The 22,926-nt window shown below is 33.2% G+C and carries 17 protein-coding genes; 1 reads left to right on the top strand and 16 read right to left on the bottom strand.

Annotated features, from left to right (window positions below):
• Positions 1-276: 276 nt before the first annotated feature.
• The 5 genes from pnp to rbfA all read right to left on the bottom strand — a co-directional run bounded on the left by pnp (position 277) and on the right by rbfA (position 5,384).
• Complete coding sequence (gene pnp / locus ACM595_RS01810; protein ID WP_041080458.1) at positions 277-2,370, bottom strand: polyribonucleotide nucleotidyltransferase; 2,094 nt, start codon at positions 2,368-2,370, stop codon at positions 277-279.
• Positions 2,371-2,524: 154 nt separating this feature from the next.
• A complete protein-coding gene (gene rpsO, locus ACM595_RS01805; protein ID WP_002483448.1) occupies positions 2,525-2,794 on the bottom strand; it encodes a 30S ribosomal protein S15 in 270 nt (89 codons plus the stop codon).
• A gap of 104 nt (positions 2,795-2,898) precedes the next feature.
• Positions 2,899-3,870 carry a bifunctional riboflavin kinase/FAD synthetase gene (locus tag ACM595_RS01800; RefSeq protein ID WP_069821935.1) on the bottom strand — a complete coding sequence of 324 codons (972 nt, stop codon included), beginning with the start codon at positions 3,868-3,870 and terminating at the stop codon, positions 2,899-2,901.
• Positions 3,871-3,883: 13 nt separating this feature from the next.
• Positions 3,884-4,801, bottom strand: a complete 918-nt coding sequence (gene truB, locus ACM595_RS01795) for a tRNA pseudouridine(55) synthase TruB (protein WP_037538533.1) — start codon at positions 4,799-4,801, stop codon at positions 3,884-3,886.
• Between the two features lie 238 nt (positions 4,802-5,039).
• Positions 5,040-5,384: a 30S ribosome-binding factor RbfA gene (gene rbfA / locus ACM595_RS01790; protein WP_002483451.1), complete on the bottom strand. Its 345-nt coding sequence runs from the start codon at positions 5,382-5,384 to the stop codon at positions 5,040-5,042.
• 442 nt (positions 5,385-5,826) lie between these two features.
• Between rbfA and ACM595_RS01785 the strand changes: the two genes are divergently transcribed.
• The gene (locus ACM595_RS01785; RefSeq protein WP_002483452.1) at positions 5,827-6,699 is read left to right on the top strand and encodes an HTH domain-containing protein; all 873 of its coding nucleotides are present in this window, start codon (positions 5,827-5,829) and stop codon (positions 6,697-6,699) included.
• 49 nt (positions 6,700-6,748) lie between these two features.
• Here ACM595_RS01785 and ACM595_RS01780 read toward each other — a convergent pair whose 3' ends face one another.
• The 11 genes from ACM595_RS01780 to ACM595_RS01730 form a co-directional block, all read right to left on the bottom strand.
• The gene (locus tag ACM595_RS01780; protein ID WP_228481172.1) at positions 6,749-7,744 is read right to left on the bottom strand and encodes a hypothetical protein; all 996 of its coding nucleotides are present in this window, start codon (positions 7,742-7,744) and stop codon (positions 6,749-6,751) included.
• 638 nt (positions 7,745-8,382) lie between these two features.
• On the bottom strand, positions 8,383-10,488 hold the full coding sequence (infB, locus tag ACM595_RS01775; protein WP_069825856.1) for a translation initiation factor IF-2: 2,106 nt from the start codon (positions 10,486-10,488) through the stop codon (positions 8,383-8,385).
• Between the two features lie 4 nt (positions 10,489-10,492).
• Positions 10,493-10,810 carry a L7Ae/L30e/S12e/Gadd45 family ribosomal protein gene (locus ACM595_RS01770; RefSeq protein ID WP_002483455.1) on the bottom strand — a complete coding sequence of 106 codons (318 nt, stop codon included), beginning with the start codon at positions 10,808-10,810 and terminating at the stop codon, positions 10,493-10,495.
• Positions 10,807-11,091 (bottom strand): RNase P modulator RnpM, encoded by a 285-nt coding sequence (rnpM, locus tag ACM595_RS01765; protein WP_002483456.1) that lies wholly within the window; start codon positions 11,089-11,091, stop codon positions 10,807-10,809. The genes ACM595_RS01770 and rnpM overlap by 4 nt, the downstream gene beginning before the upstream one ends.
• A gap of 17 nt (positions 11,092-11,108) precedes the next feature.
• Positions 11,109-12,302, bottom strand: a complete 1,194-nt coding sequence (gene nusA / locus ACM595_RS01760) for a transcription termination factor NusA (protein WP_002483457.1) — start codon at positions 12,300-12,302, stop codon at positions 11,109-11,111.
• Positions 12,303-12,325: 23 nt separating this feature from the next.
• Complete coding sequence (gene rimP / locus ACM595_RS01755; RefSeq protein WP_002483458.1) at positions 12,326-12,793, bottom strand: ribosome maturation factor RimP; 468 nt, start codon at positions 12,791-12,793, stop codon at positions 12,326-12,328.
• Positions 12,794-13,083: 290 nt separating this feature from the next.
• Positions 13,084-17,400, bottom strand: coding sequence for a PolC-type DNA polymerase III (locus ACM595_RS01750; protein WP_419744424.1), 4,317 nt, complete (start codon positions 17,398-17,400; stop codon positions 13,084-13,086).
• A 406-nt stretch (positions 17,401-17,806) separates the two neighbouring features.
• Complete coding sequence (locus tag ACM595_RS01745) at positions 17,807-19,507, bottom strand: proline--tRNA ligase (protein ID WP_002483460.1); 1,701 nt, start codon at positions 19,505-19,507, stop codon at positions 17,807-17,809.
• 19 nt (positions 19,508-19,526) lie between these two features.
• Positions 19,527-20,813, bottom strand: coding sequence for an RIP metalloprotease RseP (gene rseP / locus ACM595_RS01740; protein ID WP_115347413.1), 1,287 nt, complete (start codon positions 20,811-20,813; stop codon positions 19,527-19,529).
• A 323-nt stretch (positions 20,814-21,136) separates the two neighbouring features.
• Positions 21,137-21,919, bottom strand: coding sequence for a phosphatidate cytidylyltransferase (locus tag ACM595_RS01735; RefSeq protein WP_419744423.1), 783 nt, complete (start codon positions 21,917-21,919; stop codon positions 21,137-21,139).
• Between the two features lie 17 nt (positions 21,920-21,936).
• Positions 21,937-22,701 carry an isoprenyl transferase gene (locus ACM595_RS01730; RefSeq protein ID WP_011303261.1) on the bottom strand — a complete coding sequence of 255 codons (765 nt, stop codon included), beginning with the start codon at positions 22,699-22,701 and terminating at the stop codon, positions 21,937-21,939.
• Positions 22,702-22,926 lie beyond the last annotated feature (225 nt).

Raw genomic sequence — 22,926 nt, 5'->3', positions numbered from 1 at the left:
TTATATCTATTTTAATTCTATAATCACTCAATTTATATTGACTTAATATACAATGCGACTTGAAAATTTTCCACAAACTGAAATTCCGTTTATATACTATTTATAATTACAAACTTCCTTATTAGCATTTTTATATGTATAAAAAAAGAAACTAGCAAATACTGCAATGTGATACTTCCAACAATAGAATCGATGACATGCTATTGTAGGAAGTTACATTCAGTTAACTAGTCTCTCGTTATAGTTACAATACCAATTTTATGATAAAACTCTAATTTATAGTAATGCTTTATGTGATGCATTGACACGACCTTGTTTGTCAATTTCAGTTACTTTGATTTTGAAAATATCGCCGACTTTTAAAACATCTTCGACTTTATCAATACGTTCATTCGCAATTTGCGAAATGTGAACAAGTGCATCTTTACCTGGGAATAATTCAACAAACGCACCATATTTCTCAATACGTTTGACTTTACCTTCATAAACTTGTCCAACTTCTGCTTCACGTGTAATATCTTCAATGATTGAACGTGCACGTGCTATGGCATCTTTATCAACTGCACCAATAAAGATCGTACCATCTTGTTCGATATCAAGTTTCACGCCAGTTTCATCAATGATTTCATTAATTTTTTTACCACCAGGTCCAATGACATCTCTAATTTTCTCTGGTTTAATTGTCATCGTAACTACTTTAGGTGCAAAAGCACTTAATTCGCTACGAGACGTATCGATAGTTTGTAGCATGTGATCTAATATAGCTAGACGACCTTCACGTGCTTGATCTAACGCTTCTTTAATAATTTCTTTTGTTAAACCATCAATTTTAATATCCATTTGAATTGCAGTGATACCTTCAGCTGTACCTGCAACTTTAAAGTCCATATCGCCAAGTGCATCTTCCATACCTTGAATGTCTGTTAAGATTGTATAACTATCATCACGTGTCACTAAGCCCATAGCAATACCTGCAACAGGTGCTTTAATCGGCACACCAGCATCCATTAATGCTAATGTAGACCCACAAATTGATGCCTGTGAAGACGAACCATTGGATTCTAATACTTCACTTACAATTCTTACAGTATATGGGAAGTCTTTCAAATCCGGTATAATATGGCTCAATGCACGTTCACCTAATGCACCATGACCAATTTCACGACGACCTGGAGAACGAACAGGACCCGTTTCACCTACTGAGTAGTTTGGGAAGTTATAATGATGCATGAAACGTTTCTGTTCTTCTTCCCCTAAACCGTCTAGGATTTGATATTCACTCATTGAACCTAAAGTTAGGACAGATAGTGCTTGTGTTTGACCACGTGTAAACAAACCAGAACCATGCGCTCTAGGTAAGACACCTACTTCTGATTCTAATGGACGAATTTCATCTGTTTTACGGCCATCAGGTCTGATTTTTTCTTCAGCAATTAAACGTCTAACTTCCTCTTTCACTAAGTCATTTAATATACTATTCACTTCTTTAATTAACGCTTCGTTATCTGCGTCTTCTTCATCAATAAATTCAGCTGCTACTTTTTCTTTGAGCGCATCTAAATTGATATCACGTTGTTGTTTATCAAATGTTAAAACAGCATCTTTTAAACCGTTCTCTTGTGTTAGTTGTTTAACTTTTTCAACTAATGCTTCATCTTTTTCTACAGGAACGAATGCTTTTTTCTCTGGTTGGATATGATCAACAATTTCTTGTTGGAAATTAACCAATCGTTGAATTTCGCTATGTCCAAAGAAAATAGCTTCTAGCATTTCACTCTCAGTAATTTCACTAGCGCCCGCTTCAACCATGTTCACTGCATCTTTATGACCAGCAACTTCTAGGTCTAAACGCGACACTTCTTTTTGTGCTACCGTTGGATTGATTACGTATTCACCATCAATATATCCCACATTCACACCGGCAATAGGCCCTTGGAATGGAATGTCAGAAACACTCAATGCCATAGATGAACCTATCATAGCTGCCATTTCTGGTGAACAATCTGGATCAGCACTAAGTACAGTATTCATTATTTGAACATCATACTTATAACCTTTAGGGAACAATGGGCGGATTGGTCTATCAATTAATCGTGCAGTTAACGTTGCTTCATCGCTTGGACGACCTTCACGTTTCTTAAATCCACCTGGAATTTTACCAGCTGCATACATTTTTTCTTCATAGTTAACCATTAATGGGAAAAAGTCACCATCACGTGGTTCTTTTGAAGCTACTGCAGTAGATAAAACTACTGTATCACCATAACGAACGAGTACGGCACCATTAGCTTGTTTAGCAAGTTGACCTGTTTCAATCGTTAATGATCTGTTTGCCCATTCGGTTTTAAAAACTTTTTTCTCTTGAGACATTACGAATCTCCTCTCATATATCTATTAGTTCTATCATATCATTTCTTAGAATAATTTTATATTAGTATATTCCTTTTTAAAAAATAGCTGTTCTAAATTATAAAAAAGGGAAAGGACCCTAAAGGTTCTTTCCCTATCAATAAACGTCTTAAAATTAACGACGGATACCTAATGATTTAATTAATTCACGGTAACGTTGAACATCTTTGTCACGTAAATAGTTAAGTAAGTGTCTACGACGACCTACCATTTTTAATAATCCGCGACGTGAATGATGATCTTTTTTGTGTTCACGTAAATGTTCGTTTAATGCAGTGATTTCTGCAGTTAATACAGCGATTTGGACTTCTGGAGAACCAGTGTCTGCTTCGTGTGTACGATATTCTTTAATTAGTTCATTTTTGCGTTCTTGTGAAATTGCCATTGTCAATTTCCTCCTTTTAATTTTTATTCGCCTTTATCCGAGCAAAACGTCGGAGTCTCGAGCTGCCAAGGTAAAGGTGCATAAATGTGGATTACACATTCGACTTAAATATTATATGATAATTCATCACCAAAATCAACCGATAATAGATATTTTGCTTTTTCTTTATCTTTGTTCATCTGTTCAACTAAAGGATCTATTCCATCAAATTTAATTTCTGGTCTTAAATAGTGATGCCAATATACGGTTACACGTTCACCATAAATATTTTCACTAAAGTCGAATAAATTCACTTCAATAACTACTTGTGCTTTGGAAGGATCATGAAACGTCGGTTTAACCCCAACATTGGCTACGCCTCGATATGTTTCTTTGTTTACACCAATTTCCATGCTGACAGCATAAACGCCATTTTTCGGCAATACATAATCACCACTCGGTTGCACATTAGCCGTAGGGAAACCAATTGTTCTCCCTCGTTTTTCACCCTGAACAACTGTACCTTTAATACGATATCGGTAACCTAATTCTTCATTGGCCTTCTGCAAATCGCCTGTTTTAAGCGATTTTCTAATATCTGTTGTAGATATTTTTTCTGACTCAATCTCTTGTTTACTCACAACTGTTGTATTAAACTCAGACATTTCGTCAAGAATCATCATGTTCCCTTTACCGAATTTACCAAATGTAAAGTCAAAGCCAGCAATCACTTCTTTTACATTATTTTTGATAATATAATCCTGAATAAATTCTTCAGCCGTAACTTCAGCAAACTTAGATGAAAAATTAATAACGATACAATAATCTATACCATATGACTCTAAAATTTCCACCTTATCCTGAATTGGTGTTAAATAATCTGTTCTCTTTAATTTAGGATTTAATACAACTGAAGGGTGCGGATCAAATGTCATGACTGCTTTTTTTAAATTTTGGGATTTTGCTTTGGCATCTAATGTTTCAAATACTTTTGCATGACCTTTATGCATACCGTCAAAAAATCCAAAAGCCATCGCAACCGCTTCTGTTATATATTGATTATCTTGAATTGGATGAGCTACTTCTATCACTTTCATGTGTATGACTCCTTTAGTTAAACACTTTTTTAGGTTTAATTTCATCAAGTTTTTCTGGGTGTGGTTCATAAATTGCTAACACTTTATGTGTTTCATTATCGACCATTATAACGATGTCGTCTATATTTTGCTTGAACTCAGCTTTGTAAAACTTTTGTCCATTTAATATTTTTCCTTTAATGGCGTTATCAGTAATTAAAATTTGTTCAATACCTTTCAAACCATATTCTATAGGAAATAATTTCTCAAGTAACGTGTCATGCTCATGCAGTGACTTTATATCTTCAAGTGTTAGACTATCATTGATATCAAATCCACCACTTTGCGTACGTGTTAATTTTGACATATGTGCAGGTAGCCCAAGTGCTTTACCAATATCTGTGGCAAGTGTTCTAATATATGTACCTTTACCACATTCAACTATCATATCAAATTGACAAGTATCGTCTACAAAACGCAAATCTGAAATTCGATTAATTTGATAAATGTTGACCTTTCGCTCTGGTCTTTCAACTACTTGATTGTTTCTTGCATATTCATATAGTTTCTTACCATTTACTTTTACGGAAGAATACATTGGTGGAATTTGTATCAGCTCACCTTTAAATTGTTGTAAAACATCATCTATCGACTTAGCAGAAACATCTTGCTCATTAACAGCTGTTTGTTCTAATATTTCTCCAGTCTGATCTTCAGTCGTCGTTGTTATGCCCAAACTAACTGTAGCTTTATAAGTTTTACCCATTTCCATAATGTAGTCACTCACTTTCGTAGCACTGCCAATACAAATTGGTAGAACACCTGAAACTTCTGGGTCTAGCGTACCCGTGTGACCAACCTTTTTCGTTTTTAAAATTTTCCTCAACTTGAATACAACATCATGACTTGTTAATCCACGATCTTTAAACACCGGTAAAATCCCATTATACATTTTCAATTCACCTTCAGAGTCTCATTTTTATTATATATACTATACTAACATGTATTGATTTACGCGTTTATGTAAAAAAGAGCGAGACTGAAATCTATTCGATTTCAAGTTCTCGCTCCTACACTAAGAATCTACAATCTAAATTCAAATATTGAGCTAAATAGAATGTAATCATCCTGTGAAAATATATTAATCAATTGTCCACTTCATATTGAATCAAAGACACGTTAATTAATATTTAGTCTTTTTTATGCAAATCCTGAATCATTCTTTCGATTTTATTACCATAATCAATCGATTCATCATATTCAAAATTCAATTCTGGAATGATACGGAGTCTCATTCTAGAGCCTAATTCAGATTTTATAAAGCCTTTAGCTTTTTCTAAGCCTTTGAAGGTATCTGCTTTTTGTTTTTCATTACCTAAAACAGTTAAATAAACCGTTGCAATAGATAAATCATTGGTTAATTGTACGTCAGTAATTGTTAAAAAACCAATTCTTGGATCCTTAACTTTATTATTAGCGATATCCATGATTTCTTGTTTCATTTGTTCACCTACACGTTCTGCTCTCATATTCATATTTTTCACCTCACATATATCTTACTTCGTCAATTGTTTCCTTACTAACAAATTATATGACAGTTTATTTCATGACGTCAAACAAATATTATTACTTTGTATTCCCTTTTATCGAATCAGTAGAGTTATGTTTGTCATTACAATATATTGCATGTCATATATAAATACAACATATTATATGACAGTTGAGCATAATTTTAATTCCTAACTGTTAATTTTTGAAACATTATTTCATAAGAACGCTATAATTTTATATTTAAATTGCCTAAGCGATGAATTTTTATGCTTAAGTGTAAATGGCATGTGTTTTTCATCAAAGCCATCAACTTTAGTACGTCAATTCATAATGATTTTACACATTTATAAAAATATAGTGCTATACTATAAAACTAATCGATATTATAATTGATTTGATTTTAAAACTTTAGGAGTTGCATCTTTTTTGGAAAAACCAGAACGTCTGCTCTATATTTACACCCGATTACTAAATGGTAAAACGATAAGCAAAGAAGCCTTGTCACAAAAACTACAAGTTAATATACGTACGATTCAAAGAGACATTAGTGATATAAATAATTTTATTTATGAAGATCATGAATGGCATGGTCTTGAAGGCAAAGTAATATACGATACTACAATTGAAAAACATCGCTTAAAGATTGATAGATATAAATTTAAAAATAATAGATTGCTAAATCTTATTTTTCGAATGAAAGATTTCACCCCGGTTATTCATGAAGATACATATAATCTCATTCGTGGTTTGAATGCTAATTCAAATCTAGCAGAAAAATTATTATCTAATAAATTATTAAGCCAATTCAAAATACATCGTGAACTCAATGAGTCTACTTTAATCTATAAAATTCAACTTGCAATCGAGAATAATCATAAACTCACTATACAACTTGATAATGTCGAGCTCCCTAACATCATTCCAATTTATACGCGCTATTTTGATAACGTGTATTGGATTACGTACTTATATGAGGGAGAAATATATACGCGTGATTTAACAACAATTACAGATATTAAACTAACAAATCAAGTATTTGAACGCGATATCTTTAATCATATTAAACAAGTGAAACTGCTAGTGAAAGATGATATTTGGCCAGAAATAAAGAGACAATTCATTATCTTAGATACTACTCCTTCAGCAGATGGGACTATCGTTAACCTAATTATTTCAAAAGAAGAAAGTATGCATTTAGCGTATCTATATCCTCAGGCTATCATACTTCTACAACCACAATCCTATGTCGATGAATTTAAAAGAAAAATACAAGTTTTATTCAATAATTACGACATTTAAAAAAAGCTTACAGTTAGTGATACACACATACTATAAGCTTTTTTATTTATTAGTTAGAATTAGAAAATTCATATCTCATAGAATCCATTTTCTTGTGAAAATCAGAATCACCATTTTCGCGTGCAGCCTTTTGTTCTTGATTCCATTTGTAATACTCAATTTTTGATAACGCTTGTTTTTTTCTCAGACGTTCCCTATGCTCTTTATAACTCAATACGTTACATAACGTAAGATGTCTATTTTGTTTAGAAGATAATACAAATAGGTTTTCAATTAAATATTCACAAATATCACTATCCGCAAAATTTTTGAAAATGGATATATATAATTCTTCCTCACTTACGATATAAATTCGTTTTTTATCATCTTTTAGCATTTTAATTAACAAGTTAAAATTTTGCCTCTGGGAAGGAAGTATATATTTAAATGATAAGAAATCTTTCGGTATACCTGCTGCATGACCTGTTTGATAAGGGAAAAATTTAATAACCATTAAACGATTAGGGTCAATATTAAAGTATTTTAAAGTTGACGCATTACTATATAAATATTTTACAAACCATCTATGGCGATCAATATAAGGTAAAAATAATTTTTGACCCTCAAATGTTAATTTACCTTGAATATCTAACAAGATCCTCTTTCTATACTCTATTGCTTCAGCTTCAGGCAAACTGAGTTCGTATGTTTTAAAATCATTTTCGGGTTGTTTTTTTAATATAACGATATCTGCAATTTCAGGATTTCCAAAATAAGGTCGCGCAGTCGCAGGATTAAGTTCAGCATTTTCGAATGTCACTTTTTGTCTATTTTTATTAACTGTCACTTTACCATTAGCGAAATCAATCATTTTCTTAAATCTTGGAATTTCCATAAAATTTTCACCGAAATGTTTTTTTATATATTCTAAATCTCTAGGATGTAAAAATGCTGTAGTATCATTATTTTTAATGATTGCTTTTAATGTCGATTCATCATAAATAGAGTTATATTGATCTAAATATTGTTGCCAGAATTCATTTATTTCTTTTAAATATTCACTCATCATTTATAACCTCCTATTTATTCTAAGTTTAATCATGCACATAGACAGCCAGTGTCAGCCAATATAAATAAAGGTAATTTTACAATATTTTTTATATCTAATTTACAACTATAAAAACATCTATTAATTATATAAAATAGTGCGATAACATTTCTATGTTTCAATTATTTAATTTTAATATCTTTTGATATTAATTGTTTAATAAACTATAAACGACGTATACTTAAAATTCGAATCACTGATAAGCCATCGAATTTTGGAATATATATTATATAACAACATAATACGTAAAATCAACATCCCTGATATTTTTCACATCTACTATCAACACTCTCTTTTATACGATGCTTCAGAGTACGAAAGCTTTACATCATTATCAAATATAATCTATTTAGTTGTTAACAGATATACTCTCATCGATTCATAAACATATCTTAATTAAATCTAAAAGTCCCTAATGATGACTGATGGTGACTCAATTTACGCCCTTATACAGAAACTTCATTGATAATAAAAAAGCACGCCAAAAATGAGATTTTAATCTCACTTTTGGCGTGCTTATGATGATTTCAATAAAGAAAATGATTATCGTTAGTCTGAGGTGATTATATGCCTGAATCTTTATTTTAATTTAAATTTTATCTTTTAATTTCTACCATTTCGAACGCTTCAATGATGTCACCTTCTTTAAGGTCATTATACTTTTCAATTGTGATACCACATTCGTAACCTTGAGCTACTTCTTTTGCGTCATCTTTAAAACGCTTCAATGTGTCTAGTTCACCTTCGAATTGTACAATGCCGTCTCTAATGACACGTACACCTGCATTACGAGTGATTTTACCATCAATAACATAACTACCTGCAATTGTACCGACTTTAGAAACTTTGAAAGTTTGACGAACTTCTGCTTGCCCAATAACTTGTTCTTCAAATTCTGGATCTAGCATACCTTTCATTGCTGATTCTATTTCTTCTATAACGTTGTAAATGACACGGTGTAAACGCATATCTACGCCTTCATTATCTGCCGCACGTTTTGCACCAGTATCTGGTCGAACATTGAAACCGATAATAATACCGTTAGAGGCATTAGCTAAAGTAACGTCTGATTCATTTATAGCACCTACAGCTGTGTGTATAATACGCACATTAACGCCTTCAACATCTATTTTCATCAATGACGCAGCAAGTGCTTCAACTGAACCTTGAACGTCACCTTTGATGATGACATTAAGATCTTTCATTTCACCTTGTTTCATTTGTTCAAATAAATTATCTAATGAAACACTCTTACTTTCTTGACGTTGTTGCATCACATTAGCTTCATGGCGTGCTTCACCAATACGTCTTGCTTGTTTTTCATCTTTAAATACAACAAATCTGTCACCAGCTTGTGGCACATCATTAATACCAGTAATTTCAACTGGTGTAGAAGGACCAGCCGTTTTAATACGTTGGCCTAAATCATTAACCATTGCACGAATTCTACCATACGTGTTACCAACTACGAGTGAATCACCCACATTGAGTGTACCATTTTGAACTAATAATGAAGCAGACGGACCGCGTGACTTATCTAATTCAGCTTCAATCACTGTACCTACAGCATTTTTTTCTGGATTAGCTTTTAATTCTTGTACTTCTGAAGTCAATACAATCATTTCTAATAAATCTTCAATACCGTCGCCACTTAATGCTGAAAGTGGAACGAAGATTGTATCGCCACCCCAGTCTTCTGGAATTAAACCGTATTCAGTTAATTCTTGCATCACACGGTCTGGATTTGAAGTAGGTTTATCAATTTTGTTTACAGCTACAATTGTTGGCACTTCAGCCTCTTTGGCATGATTTATTGCTTCAATTGTTTGAGGCATTACCCCATCATCAGCTGCCACTACTAAAATAGTAATATCGGTAACTTGAGCACCACGTGCACGCATTGTTGTAAAAGCAGCGTGACCAGGTGTATCAAGGAAAGTGATTTTTTTGCCATCATTTTCAATTTGGTAAGCACCGATATGTTGTGTAATACCACCAGCTTCTCCAGCTGTCACTTTCGTATGACGAATAGAATCTAATAACGTCGTTTTACCATGGTCAACATGCCCCATGATTGTAACTACTGCTGGACGTTCTATTGCATTTTCATCTTCTGTTTCATCATCAAAATAAATCGCCAAGTCTTCTTCATCAACTACGATTTCTTTTTCAATTTCAACACCATAATCGTCTACAATAAGTTCTAATGTTTCGTCATCTAATGATTGATTGATATTAGCCATGATACCTAATAAGAATAATTTTTTGATAATACCTGAAGAATCAACATTTAATTTTTCAGCAAGTTCACCAACTGTTATGCCATCTTGGTAGGTAATTTTTGATGGCATTTCTTTTGGTTCTTCTTGTTTAGGTTGTTTGTTATTTTTATTATTTTTGTTGTTCTTGTTATTTTTATTATTTTTCTTATTATTCGGCTTATTATTTTGGTTACCTTTATTAGATTGGTTACCTTTATTGTGAGTTGTTTGTTGTTTATTTTGAGTATTCTTTTGTTGTGATTTCTCACTTTGTTCTGCTTTTTCTGGTTTGTAAATTTTATCTAAAGCTTTAATTTGGTCGTCTTCTAACGTTTGCATATGACTCGTTACCTCAACGTCCATTTTTTTCAATTCATCAATAATTTCTTTACTTTTAATTTTTAAATCTTTTGCGTATTCGTAAATTCTTTTTTTACTCATATAGTCACTCCTTACGATATTCATCAATCATTGACAATAACTTTTTAGCAAAGCCTTGATCAGTGATTCCAATGTTTACACGTTCTGCTTTACCCAAAGCTTGTCCTAATTCAGCTCTCGTTCCAAATATACGTAATGATATATGGTAACTTTCACATTTGTTCTGTATCACTTTAATTGTGTTATCAGAAGCATCCGTTGCAATGATTACGAGCTTTAGTTTGTTCTTTTTCAAATCATTTAAAATAACTGATTCACCTGTTTTTACTTTTCCAGCACGCATTGCTAAACCTAAAAAATTTACGATTTGTTCTTTGGTCATTTAGGTATCTCTTCACGGTATATAAGACGTATAATTTCTTTATACACAGGCTCTAATGTATCAGCATCAGCTTTAAAATACTTTTCTAAAACACCTTTTTGTTGAGCTTCTTCTACTAGCTTAACATCCTTTGATACGTAGGCACCACGACCTTGTTGTTTACCTGTCGCATCAGCAAAAATTTGCTCATCTTTATTGATTACAACTCGAATCATGTCATTTTTAGGATGCATTTCATTTGATAGTATACATTTACGCATTGGAATTTTTTTCTTTTTCATAAAGTATCCACTCCAATTTATTTTTCTGCGTCTTCGTCTTCTATTTCAACTGTCTCTGTTGGTTGCGATTCAGTAGTATCTTCTTCTACTTCAATATTTTCAGACGACACAACATCATCTAATTGCATTTCATCTTCTTCATTTAATGCTTCTTCTGCAGGATAAACGCCTGCTGCTCTCGCATCAGTTTCTGATTTAATATCGATCTTCCAACCAGTTAATTTTGCTGCTAATCTCGCGTTTTGACCGCGTTTACCAATTGCTAGTGATAATTGATAGTCAGGGACAACAACGACTGTTGATTGATTTGGCTCATCCACGATAACCTGTAGCACTTGTGAAGGGCTTAATGCATTCTTAACAAATACCTTAGGATCTTCATTCCATTGAACAATATCAATTTTTTCGCCACCAAGTTCTTCTACAACCGCTTCTACACGTGCACCTTTAGCACCAACACATGCGCCAACTGCATCAATATCAGGGTTATCAGAATGCACACTGATTTTAGAGCGATCTCCTGCTTCACGTGCAACAGATTTAACAATAACTGTACCATCAAATATTTCAGGCACTTCTTGTTCAAATAAACGTTTTAATAAGCCTGGATGACTTCTAGAAACATAAATTTGTGGACCTTTTGTAGTTTGTTCAACCTTATTTACGTACACTCTAATTCTTTCATTCGGAATATAGCTTTCATTTGGGCTTCTTTCAGCTTCAGATAGTACAGCTTCAGTACGCCCTAAATTCACATATACATAACGGTGGTCTACTCTATCAATTAAACCTGTTACAATATCATCTTCTTTATCGATGAATTCATCGTAAAGGATTTCGCGTTCTGCATCACGTAAACGTTGCATAACAGCTTGTTTCGCTGCTTGCGCACCTACACGACCAAAGTCACTTGGCGTTACATCTTCTTCGTAAATATCACCAATTTCATAGGCTGGATTTTTTACTAATGCAGTATCTAAACTAATTTCTTCTCTATCATCCATTGATTCTTCAACCACTTCTTTACGAGCGATTACTTTGAAACTACCTTGATCCATATTTAATTCTACGCGTACAGTTCTCGCGCTATCGTAGTTCTTTTTATAAGCAGTGATTAAAGCTGCTTCAATGGCATCGATCAATACTTCTCTAGGAATCTTTTTTTCTTTTTCTAAGTACTCAGTAGCTAATAATAATTCATTACTTGACACGACTTATCATCCTCCTCATCACGTTATATCATTACAGCATGGCGTGCTTTTGCGATTTTATTTCTTGGAATTTCAATTTGCTTTGTTTTAGCCTTTTCTTTAACTTCCATAACAATGTTTGTTTCATCAACAGATTGTAAAATACCTAACCATTCTTTAGAACCTTCAATTGGTGCATATAAAGAAACAAATACTGGTTTTGTTATTGCATTTTGGAAATCTTTTTCTTTTTTAATTGGTCTTTCAGCACCAGGTGACGCGACATCTAAATAATACATTTCTTGTATAGGATCTTCCGCGTCCATGACTTCGCTGATTTTTTCAGAAGCTAGCGCACAATCGTTTAAATCAACGCCGCCTTCTTTATCTATAGATACTCTTAAAAAATGGTCTTTTCCTTCTTTGGTAAACTCAACTTCTACTAATTCAAAATTTAAGTCGTTAAGGACAGGTTGAATGATAGTCTCAACTTGCTCAGTTATTTTACTCATGCTGACCTCCTTTTTTGGCAAATAGAAAAGAGCGGGTATTATGCCCACTCTTTCTGCCTGAGTCTAATTTTTTAAGCACTATTATTATACCATATGTTCATTTTCTATACAAATAACTATATTTGTTAAACGGCACAATGACAACTTACTTAAGTTATTCTCAAATTTACTTATATTTAATTAATGTCAAATTCAAGTAAAATATATCAACCTCTTATACTTTTACTAAATCTATAAAATAATACACTTAATTGAAATCTAAATAGTCTCTAGTAAATCATATTTAAGGATTACATATCAAAAATGGAAAGCTGTGCTTTATCTGGCAAATTAGGTAATGAACCTAATTCATCTAGATACTCAATAACTTTTTGAGATAAACCAGCTTTTTTATTTAAATCTTCTTTAGATAAGAAAGGCCCTTCATCGCGCGCTTCTACAATTCTTTGTGCAACATTTTCACCTAAACCTGGTACAGCAATAAATGGAGGAATTAAAGTATCCCCTTCGATTATGAATTCAAATGCTTTGCTCTTCTCTAAACTGATTGGTTGCATTCGGTAGCCACGTTGTGCCATCTCGTTCATAATCTCAAGCACCGTTAACGTATCTTTTTCTTTTTTTGCTAAATCCATATAACGTGAATACATATCATTTACCGTGTTACGTATACTTTCTTTATCTTTAATCATTGAGATTAAATCAAAGTCTGAAGCACGTACAGTAAAGTAACTAGCATAGTAATATAATGGATAGTGCACTTTGAAATAAGCAATACGTACAGCCATTAGTACATAAGCTGCTGCGTGGGCTTTAGGGAACATGTATTTAATCTTTCTACATGAGTCTAAGTACCAATCTGGCACTTCATTATCAACCATCGCTTCTACCATATCATCAGTTAAACCTTTACCCTTACGAACAAATTCCATTGTTTTAAAGGCTAATGAAGGTTCCAAACCGTTATACATCAAGTAGACCATGATATCATCACGACAACAAATTACACTTGCTAAATCGCATTTACCAGAGCGTATTAAATCCTGTGCATTACCTAACCATACATCCGTACCATGAGATAGCCCTGAAATTCTAACTAATTCAGAAAATGTTGTTGGTTTCGTATCTTCTAACATTTGTCTAACAAATCCAGTTCCGAATTCTGGTACACCAAATGTACCTGTTTTACATAAAATTTCATCGGAAGTGACACCTAAAGGCTCTGGCGAACTAAAAATGCCCATCGTCTCCTTATCATCTACTGGAATCGTTTTTGGATCAATACCTGACAAATCTTGCAACATACGTATCATAGTAGGATCATCGTGACCCAGTATATCCAATTTCAACACATTATCATGAATGGAATGGAAATCAAAGTGCGTTGTCATCCAAGAAGAACCTTGATCATCTGCTGGGAATTGAACAGGTGTAAAATCGTAAATATCCATATAATCGGGAACAACAATAATACCACCTGGATGTTGTCCAGTCGTACGTTTAACACCAGTACAACCTTTTACAAGTCTGTCTATTTCTGCTCCTCGTTTATGAATACCTTGATCGTTTAAATATCCCTTCACAAAACCAAAAGCAGTTTTTTCTGCAACCGTACCGATCGTTCCCGCACGAAATACTTTATCTTCACCAAATAGCTCTTTAGTATAGTTATGCGCTTCAGGTTGATATTCACCACTAAAGTTCAAGTCAATATCAGGTACTTTATCCCCTTTAAATCCTAAGAAAGTTTCGAATGGAATATCCTGGCCTTCTTTAATCAAATCACAACCGCACGATTCACATTTCTTGTCTGGTAAATCGAATCCAGAACCAACAGAACCATCATCAAAGAACTCACTTTGCTTACACTCTGGACAAATATAATGTGGTGGTAGGGGATTCACTTCTGTAATTTCAATCATTGTTGCCACAAAGCTCGAACCAACAGAACCACGTGAACCTACTAAGTAACCATCATTCAGTGATTTTTTAACTAATCTTTGAGAAATTAAATATATTACTGAGAAACCATTACCTATAATACTTTCCAATTCTTTCTCTAAACGATCAATGACAATCTGTGGTAAATCATCGCCGTAAAGTGCTTTTGCATTATCGTAACTCATTTCACGTATTTCTTCATTCGCACCTTCCATTCTCGGTGTGAATAGTTCATCTTTAATTGGTACGACACGTTCTATTTTATCTGCTAAATCATTCGTATTCTGAACTACAAGTTCATATGCTTTTTCCTCACCTAAAAAGTGTAATTCATCTAACATTTCATCCGTTGTTCTAAAATGCGCTTTTGGTAAAGTAGAGCGATTTAATGGATTACCCGGTTGAGCGGCAATTAATATTTTACGAGCAATCGCATCATGTTCATTTAAATAATGTGCATTACCTGTTGCAATCACTGGAATATTATTTACATCCCCCGCTCGAATTAAACGATTATAAATTTCATGTAAAGTTTCATTATCTCTTACTAGCTCTCTATCAATTAGATCTTGATAAAGTGCTGGCGGTTGAACCTCAATAAAATCGTAATATTTGGCAATTCGCTCTACTTGAGACTGGTCTTTTTGCATAACTGCTGTAAATACTTCGCCCTCATCACACGCAGAGCCTACAAGTATTCCTTCTCTATACTCATCCAACAAGGAACGTGGAATTCTTGGTGTACGGTAATAATATTGAACAAGAGAAGCACTCACAATTTTAAATAGATTTTTCAAACCATCTTGGTTCTGCACAATGAGTGTTACATGATTTGGTCGTGCACGCTTATACGCATCTTCATTTGACAATGACGTATTGATATCTTGATGGTTGTGAACACCAAGCGCTTCTAGTTGCTTAAGCATTTTTATGAACATATAGGCCGTTGCTTCTGTATCATATATCGCTCTATGGTGTTGCGTTAATTCAACTCCGTATTTTTTAGCTAAGAAATTTAAGCCATGCTTACCATATTCTGTATTAATTGTTCTAGATAATTCTAATGTATCAATGACACCGTTCGTGGAAGCACCAATGCCAACGTGTTCATAGCCTGTATCGATGAAACCCATATCAAATGATGCATTATGCGCTACAAAAATGGCGTCGCCTACCCATGATTTAAACTCAGTGAGCACTTCTTCTATTTCAGGGGCATCTACTAACATGTCATCTGAAATATGCGTTAAGTTTTTAATTGTTTCTGACAATCGTTCATGAGGATTACTGAATCGTTCAAATTTATCAATAATTTCGCCATCTTTTACTTTAACAGCTGCAAGTTCAATAATTTTATCGTATTGATTTGAAAGTCCCGTTGTCTCAACGTCAAATACTACATAAGTAGCTGTTTTTAGGTCACAATCTTTTGGTTTATATGCGATTGGTACACCATCATCTACCAGCATACCTTCCATGCCATAAATCATTTTAATTCCTTTTTTTTCGGCAGCACTATGTGCATCTGGGAATGCTTGCACAACATTATGGTCTGTTACCGCAATGGCTTTATGTCCCCATTTCGCAGCTTGATCTACATAATCTGATATGTTTGGAATACCATCCATTTGACTCATTGACGTATGTAAATGGAATTCAACACGTTTGTCTTCAGCTTTATCTTGTTTTGTAGCTTTTTTTATTTCTTCGATATCTGACATCATCATAACTAGGTCACGTACAAATGTATCTTCCTCAATACGCCCTTGTGCACGAACCCATTTACCTACACTTAAAGCTTTAAAATGCGCTAAATCATCTTTATTTTTACGTGTGAACATTTTCAGGACAAGAGAATCTGTATAATCTGTTACTTTTAATTCTACAATATGACGCCCACTCTTCAATTCTTTTAAATTGATATCGAAAATAACACCTTCTACAGCAGCTTTAAATTCTTCTTCGATAATTGAGTCAATTTGACGTACATTTTCAACTTGGATTGGTTTACCAATTTGACATTTTGAAACATCACTTTCGTTATTGTCCTGTTGTTTTGCTTTTTCAGCCTTCATTTTCTCTAATTTTTCTGTTGCTTCACGCGCACTTTTCTCATCTTCTTCTTGAATATGTGCTTCTAATGACGCTAAATCCCCATCGTTAACTGCACTATCTGTTTCGAAAACGACTTTACTTATATTAAACCCACACTGTTGGTATGCTGCAATCAAACTACCATTACACGCTTTATCAAAGTGATCTCGTTCAACATCGTTTTGGCACATGACTTTTAATACATCACCTGACATAATTAAGCGTTTTTGTTTTAATTGTCCTTTTACTTTGGGTGATAATTTTGTTTGATCAATACAGTGGCTAAAATATTTTATTGCAAATTCATCTTGATTTGTTTTATCTTTTACCGTGAAATTACATTTTACATCTGCAATCGTTCTAAATTCTTCAATGATTGCACCTTTAAAAAGCAAATAATTTTCAATTGTTAGAAAATGTGGGAATGTAATTTGAAATACCCAAGTTCGATCTGATGTTTTGACATCAACACGTGTTAATTCACTATTTTCCAATATTTCTGAATCTAAATGCTCAGCAATTTTGATTTGGTCAGCTAGTATTTTAAATTTTTCCTCATTTGTCATTGCCATGACGATAACCACCTTACTATTAATTACACTACTTTTCTTATATATAGATACTTATATTTTATGACGGTGTATGTATGAATTTACATGTTCTATACTATAACGGAATATCTAAAAATTTCTATTAGTTCAACTTGTCGCACTATGATATTACTTTACATGAATAACAAAAGAGTCTGAGACACAAATAGATGTCTCAGACTTTTTAGTCAATTGGCAGTAGATGTAAAGTCTCACTCTTATACATGAGCTTCAATTCAAGTAATCATCTACCCTAGTCATAATTGTCAAGCTGGGACAATGAAACCTTTTGAAAAATTCGGTTTCTACCTATCTCCCATATTTATACTTTTTAACGCACAGTTTACTTTGTATATTATAACAAATTATCCTAGTTCCTGCTCTAAAATTAGATATTAGAATACAATGTGTTTACATAATTAATTAAATTATCCACATAGACCTCTTCACTTTCACCTGTATCACGACGTTTCACTTCTACTATACCCTCTGCTGCATTTTTACCAACAACCACACGCACTGGCAATCCAATTAAATCAGCATCATTAAATTTAACACCTGCACGTTCTTTACGATCGTCATATAAAACATCGTAGTTTTCTTTTAACTGGGTATATAATTGATCTGCTAATTCACGTTGATCATCTTTTTTAGGATTAATCGTAATTAAGTGTAAATCAAATGGTGTTACAGATTTTGGCCAAATGATGCCATTTTCATCATTGTTTTGTTCAACAATCGCACTTAATGTTCTTGATACGCCAATTCCATAACAACCCATTAATAGTGGCTGTGCTTTACCTTGATTATCTAAAAATGTTGCATTCATTGATTCAGAGTATTTCGTTCCTAATTTAAATACCTGTCCAACTTCAATGCCCTCTGCAAAGCGAGCTGGTCCGGAGCCATCTGATAATGGTTCACCTTCTAATATAAATCTAAAGTCTCCGAAAGCATCAACTTCGAAATCACGACCAATATTAGCATTTAATAAATGATAGCCATCTTCGTTTGCACCAACGACAATATTATTTAAATCTTGAATGAAATTATCGGCATAGACTTTAATCTCTTTATCAAAAACTGGACCTAGCGAGCCAGGTTTTGCACCTAAAAGATTAACAATTTCGTCTTCAGAAGCTAATTCAATATTATCCGTACCAAAGTATGCTTTTAACTTAATATCATTCAATTCATGGTGACCACGAACTAAGACCATAATAAATTCTCCATCTATTTTAAATACCATAGATTTAGTAATTTCGTCTAAGGGTTTGTCTAAGAATGTAGCCAGTTCTTGCGCAGTATGAATATTTGGTGTTTCTATTTTTGTTAATGGTTGTAAATCTTCATGTTTTTCATTGGCTTGATAGACTACTTCCGCTTTTTCAATATTTGCAGCATAGTCACTCTGTTCACTATACACAATCGTATCTTCGCCGATTTCACTTAGTGCCATAAATTCATGTGTGTGACTGCCACCAATTGCTCCTGAATCTGCAACAACTGGTCGCGCATTAATACCAACACGTTTAAATATGCGACCGTATGCGTTATACATGTCTTGATAAGATGCATCTAGAGAGTCCTCATCCGCATGGAACGAATAAGCATCTTTCATGATAAATTCTCTACCACGTAACAAACCGAAGCGTGGACGCTTTTCATCTCTGTATTTAGATTGTATTTGGAATAACGTAAGTGGTAATTGTTTGTATGACTTCAATTCATCTCTAACGATGGACGTTACAACTTCCTCATGTGTTGGTCCTAATGCAAATTCACGTCCGTTACGATCTTGTAAACGCATCAGTTCTGGACCGTAAGCACTCCAGCGACCTGACTCTTCCCATAATTCTGCTTGTTGTAATGCAGGCATTAAGATTTCAACCGCATCTATGCGTTCCATTTCTTCACGCACAATTGCTTCAATATTATTCAGTACGCGTGCAGCTAAAGGTAAATAACTATAGATCCCACTTGTACTTTGTTTAATTAAACCAGCTTTCAGTAATAAACGATGGCTCAGTGCTTCTGCTCCTGCTGGTACTTCTTTCATTGTTGGAATAAATACCTTTGATTGTTTCATTTAACTACCTCTCTCCCTTTTATAAGAAATAACGTTGAATATCGTTCCATGTCACTAAGACCATTATAATAAGTACAAAAACAGCACCAATCGCAATAATTGTTGTTTCGGCTTTCTTATTAACCGGTTTTCTAAATATCGCTTCATATATGACGAATAAAATACGGCCACCGTCTAGTGCAGGTATTGGTAACAAGTTCATTAAGCCTAGATTAACACTTAATAGTGCCGTCCAAGAAATTAAATTAATGATACCTGTTTTAACTACTGAATCCACAGTGTGATATATACCAACTGGTCCGTTTAGCATATCGAAAGAAAAATGACCAGTAAATATGCTGGCAATCATACTTACAATAGCTGTAAATATTAATTTACCCGCCTCTAGTGATCGTTCAACACCAGCTGCAATTGGTTTAAATATTGTATGTTCGGTACTTGCACTATAGCCTAATAAATATCTAGTTTGTGTATTAGTTTTCGTTACTTTTTGTTCTACTTTTTTAGGCTTGATATCCATCGTATGTGTTTTTCCATCACGTTCAACCGTAACTTCTGTCTTATTATCTTTAATATTTTTTACAACACTATCTATATCGCCTTTATTTTTAATTTTTTTATCATCTAATTTAACAATTTTATCACCAGATTTAAGACCAGCTTGTTGTGCCGGTGAATCTTTCATGACTTCATCAATGCCATTTGTCGGTGTACCTTGATAATACGCAAGACCGATAAATAATACCAATGTAAGTAAGAAGTTAAATAGTGGTCCAGCAAATAATGTTAAAAACTTTTGATAAGGCTTTTTATACGTGAATTGTCTATCTTTTGGTGCAATTTGAATTAAGCTACCATTTTCAACAAAATATGATTTTTTAGCAATATTATACCTATGACGTTCTTGATCATAAGGCGTTACACCTTCGATATACAAGCCATCTTTAAAATCACATTGTTTCACTTCTATCGCTTCAATTTGTTGGAATTTATGTTGGTCATCCAAAATGATATGTGTAATTTCATCTTTATCATTCAATTTTATTTTAACATGCATACCTGGTTGTACCGGCGGTTCTTCCAAACCATCACCAGCCATACGCACATAACCACCAACTGGTAATAGTCGTATCGTATATAATGTTTCATTTTTTCTAAAACTAAATATTTTAGGTCCCATACCAATAGCAAATTCTGGACACATAATTCCTGCGCGTTTAGCAAAAAACATATGCCCATATTCATGTACGGTTACGAGGACACCAAAAACAATGATAAAAGAAATAATTGTTACTAGAAAACTCAATTTGATACACCTCATATTTTCTTAATAAATTAACTGCATGTTGGATAACATGCAATGTGTCAGTAATGTATACTACCAACTTTAAGTTATAAAAGTATACCACAACTATACTTTGTCATACACGTAACTCTAATCATTTTTATTCAACAGTTATCAACATGCTAACTTATAAATATTGAAAATTTAATTTAGCATTGTGAAATCTTTCGACCTTGTCAAAAGGAGTTAAGAATATCATTAACTGTTATTAAATAACCAGTTATTTCAATCCATTAACTCCTTTCGCATTTTTATAAAATTATAAAAGTCATATCGTAAATGTATTATATTTGAATTAATAAAATATTTAATAATGGTAAGACAAACATAAAACTATCAAAACGATCTAAAATGCCACCGTGACCTGGTAAAATTCTTCCAGAATCTTTTACGCCAAAGTGACGCTTGAACCCTGACTCTACTAAGTCACCCAATTGACCAAACATGCTTAAAATAATCGTAATGATTAGCAATAACCATAGTGAGATATTGAAATCTACAAAGATCATCATTACTAGCGGTACGATTAAACTACAAATCAAACCACCTACAAAGCCTTCAACAGTTTTGTTAGGGCTAATGACTGGCCATAATTTGTGTTTACCCATCAATCTACCAAAAATATACGCACCTGTATCAGTTAACCAAACCACTAAAAACGCAAATAATATGTAATGTAAACCCTCTGAGCGTGTTTCATATAAATACATAAATCCGATACCTACATATGCGATGGACATTAGACAAAATGCCGCATCCATAAAGCTGAATCTATTTTTAGAAAGTACTGTATAACTTAATAAAATAAAACTCATTGCTATTAACGATTTTAATTGAAGGTCGTTAACCCAGCTCCCCGCGTCTTGAGGTAACATAATGATTAAAATACCTAATGCACTAATTATCCCTGGTATTGATAAGAACTTAATCATATTCATATTAAGCAATTCTTTTAAAGCGATGAATGCCAATAAATATGAAAATAGCATTAGAATAAGGCCACCCTTAAGTAAAACTGGGAGGAAAACGATAAGTGCTATAATTGCCGTTAAAGTTCTAACTTTCATACTATTCTCCTAACTATTTATAATCCACCAAATCGGCGCTGCCTTGATTGATAAATTTTAATACAATTTATTAATTCTTCTTTATCGAAATCTGGCCATAGCTTTTCATTGAAAATAAATTCACTGTAAGATACTTGCCAAATAAGGAAATTGCTTATTCTTTGTTCACCTGATGTTCTTATCAAAAGATCTGGGTCAGGATATGCATGTGTCATCAAATGATCATCAATCATCTGTTCTGTAATGTCATCACTAGTTAATCCTTTAGCAGTTAGTTCATCATAGATTGTTTTCACACTGTTTAATATTTCAGCACGACCACCATAATTAATCGCGAAGATTAATTTTAAACCTGTATTATCTTTAGTATCTTCTTTGGCTTTAGCGATTGCTTTGAGTGTAGATGATGGCAAATATTCCATAAAACCAATTGTCTCGACTTTTACATTATTTTCTATCAACTCTGGTAGAAATGTTTTTAAAAAGTTAACTGGCAAGTTCATGATATAATTGACTTCATTTTCAGGTCTAGTCCAATTTTCTGTAGAAAATGCATACAATGTTAAATATTTAATTCCAATATCACTAGCAACTTTTGTGATTTTTTTAACTGTTTGCATACCTTGATAGTGACCTTTAATTCTAGGCAATTTTCTTTGTTTTGCCCAGCGACCATTACCGTCCATGATTATAGCAACATGTTCAGGTATGTTATGTAAGTCCAAGCCAAACTCTGATTGGATTGGCTGATTTTTATTTTTTTTAATTAACTTTTTAAACATGGTATTTCCTCCGAGCGTGATCATCTATGTTTATTATAATAGGTTCTATATGCAATTATCTACCATTTTATCATACTAGATTGTTGCATTGAATAAACAAATAAAAAAACTGTACCAAAGTCTGATTTGATACAGTTCAGATAAGAATATGATTAGCCTCTTAATCAGCAACAATATAAGTTCAATTATATCGCCTTAATGATTGAAGCCATTATCATCATTACC

The sequence above is a fragment of the Staphylococcus sp. LKG3-1 genome (assembly GCF_048568385.1).
Classification (GTDB): domain Bacteria; phylum Bacillota; class Bacilli; order Staphylococcales; family Staphylococcaceae; genus Staphylococcus; species Staphylococcus saprophyticus.
The sequence above is the reverse complement of the archived record's forward strand: the minus strand, read 5'-3'. Positions and strand labels throughout refer to the sequence as shown.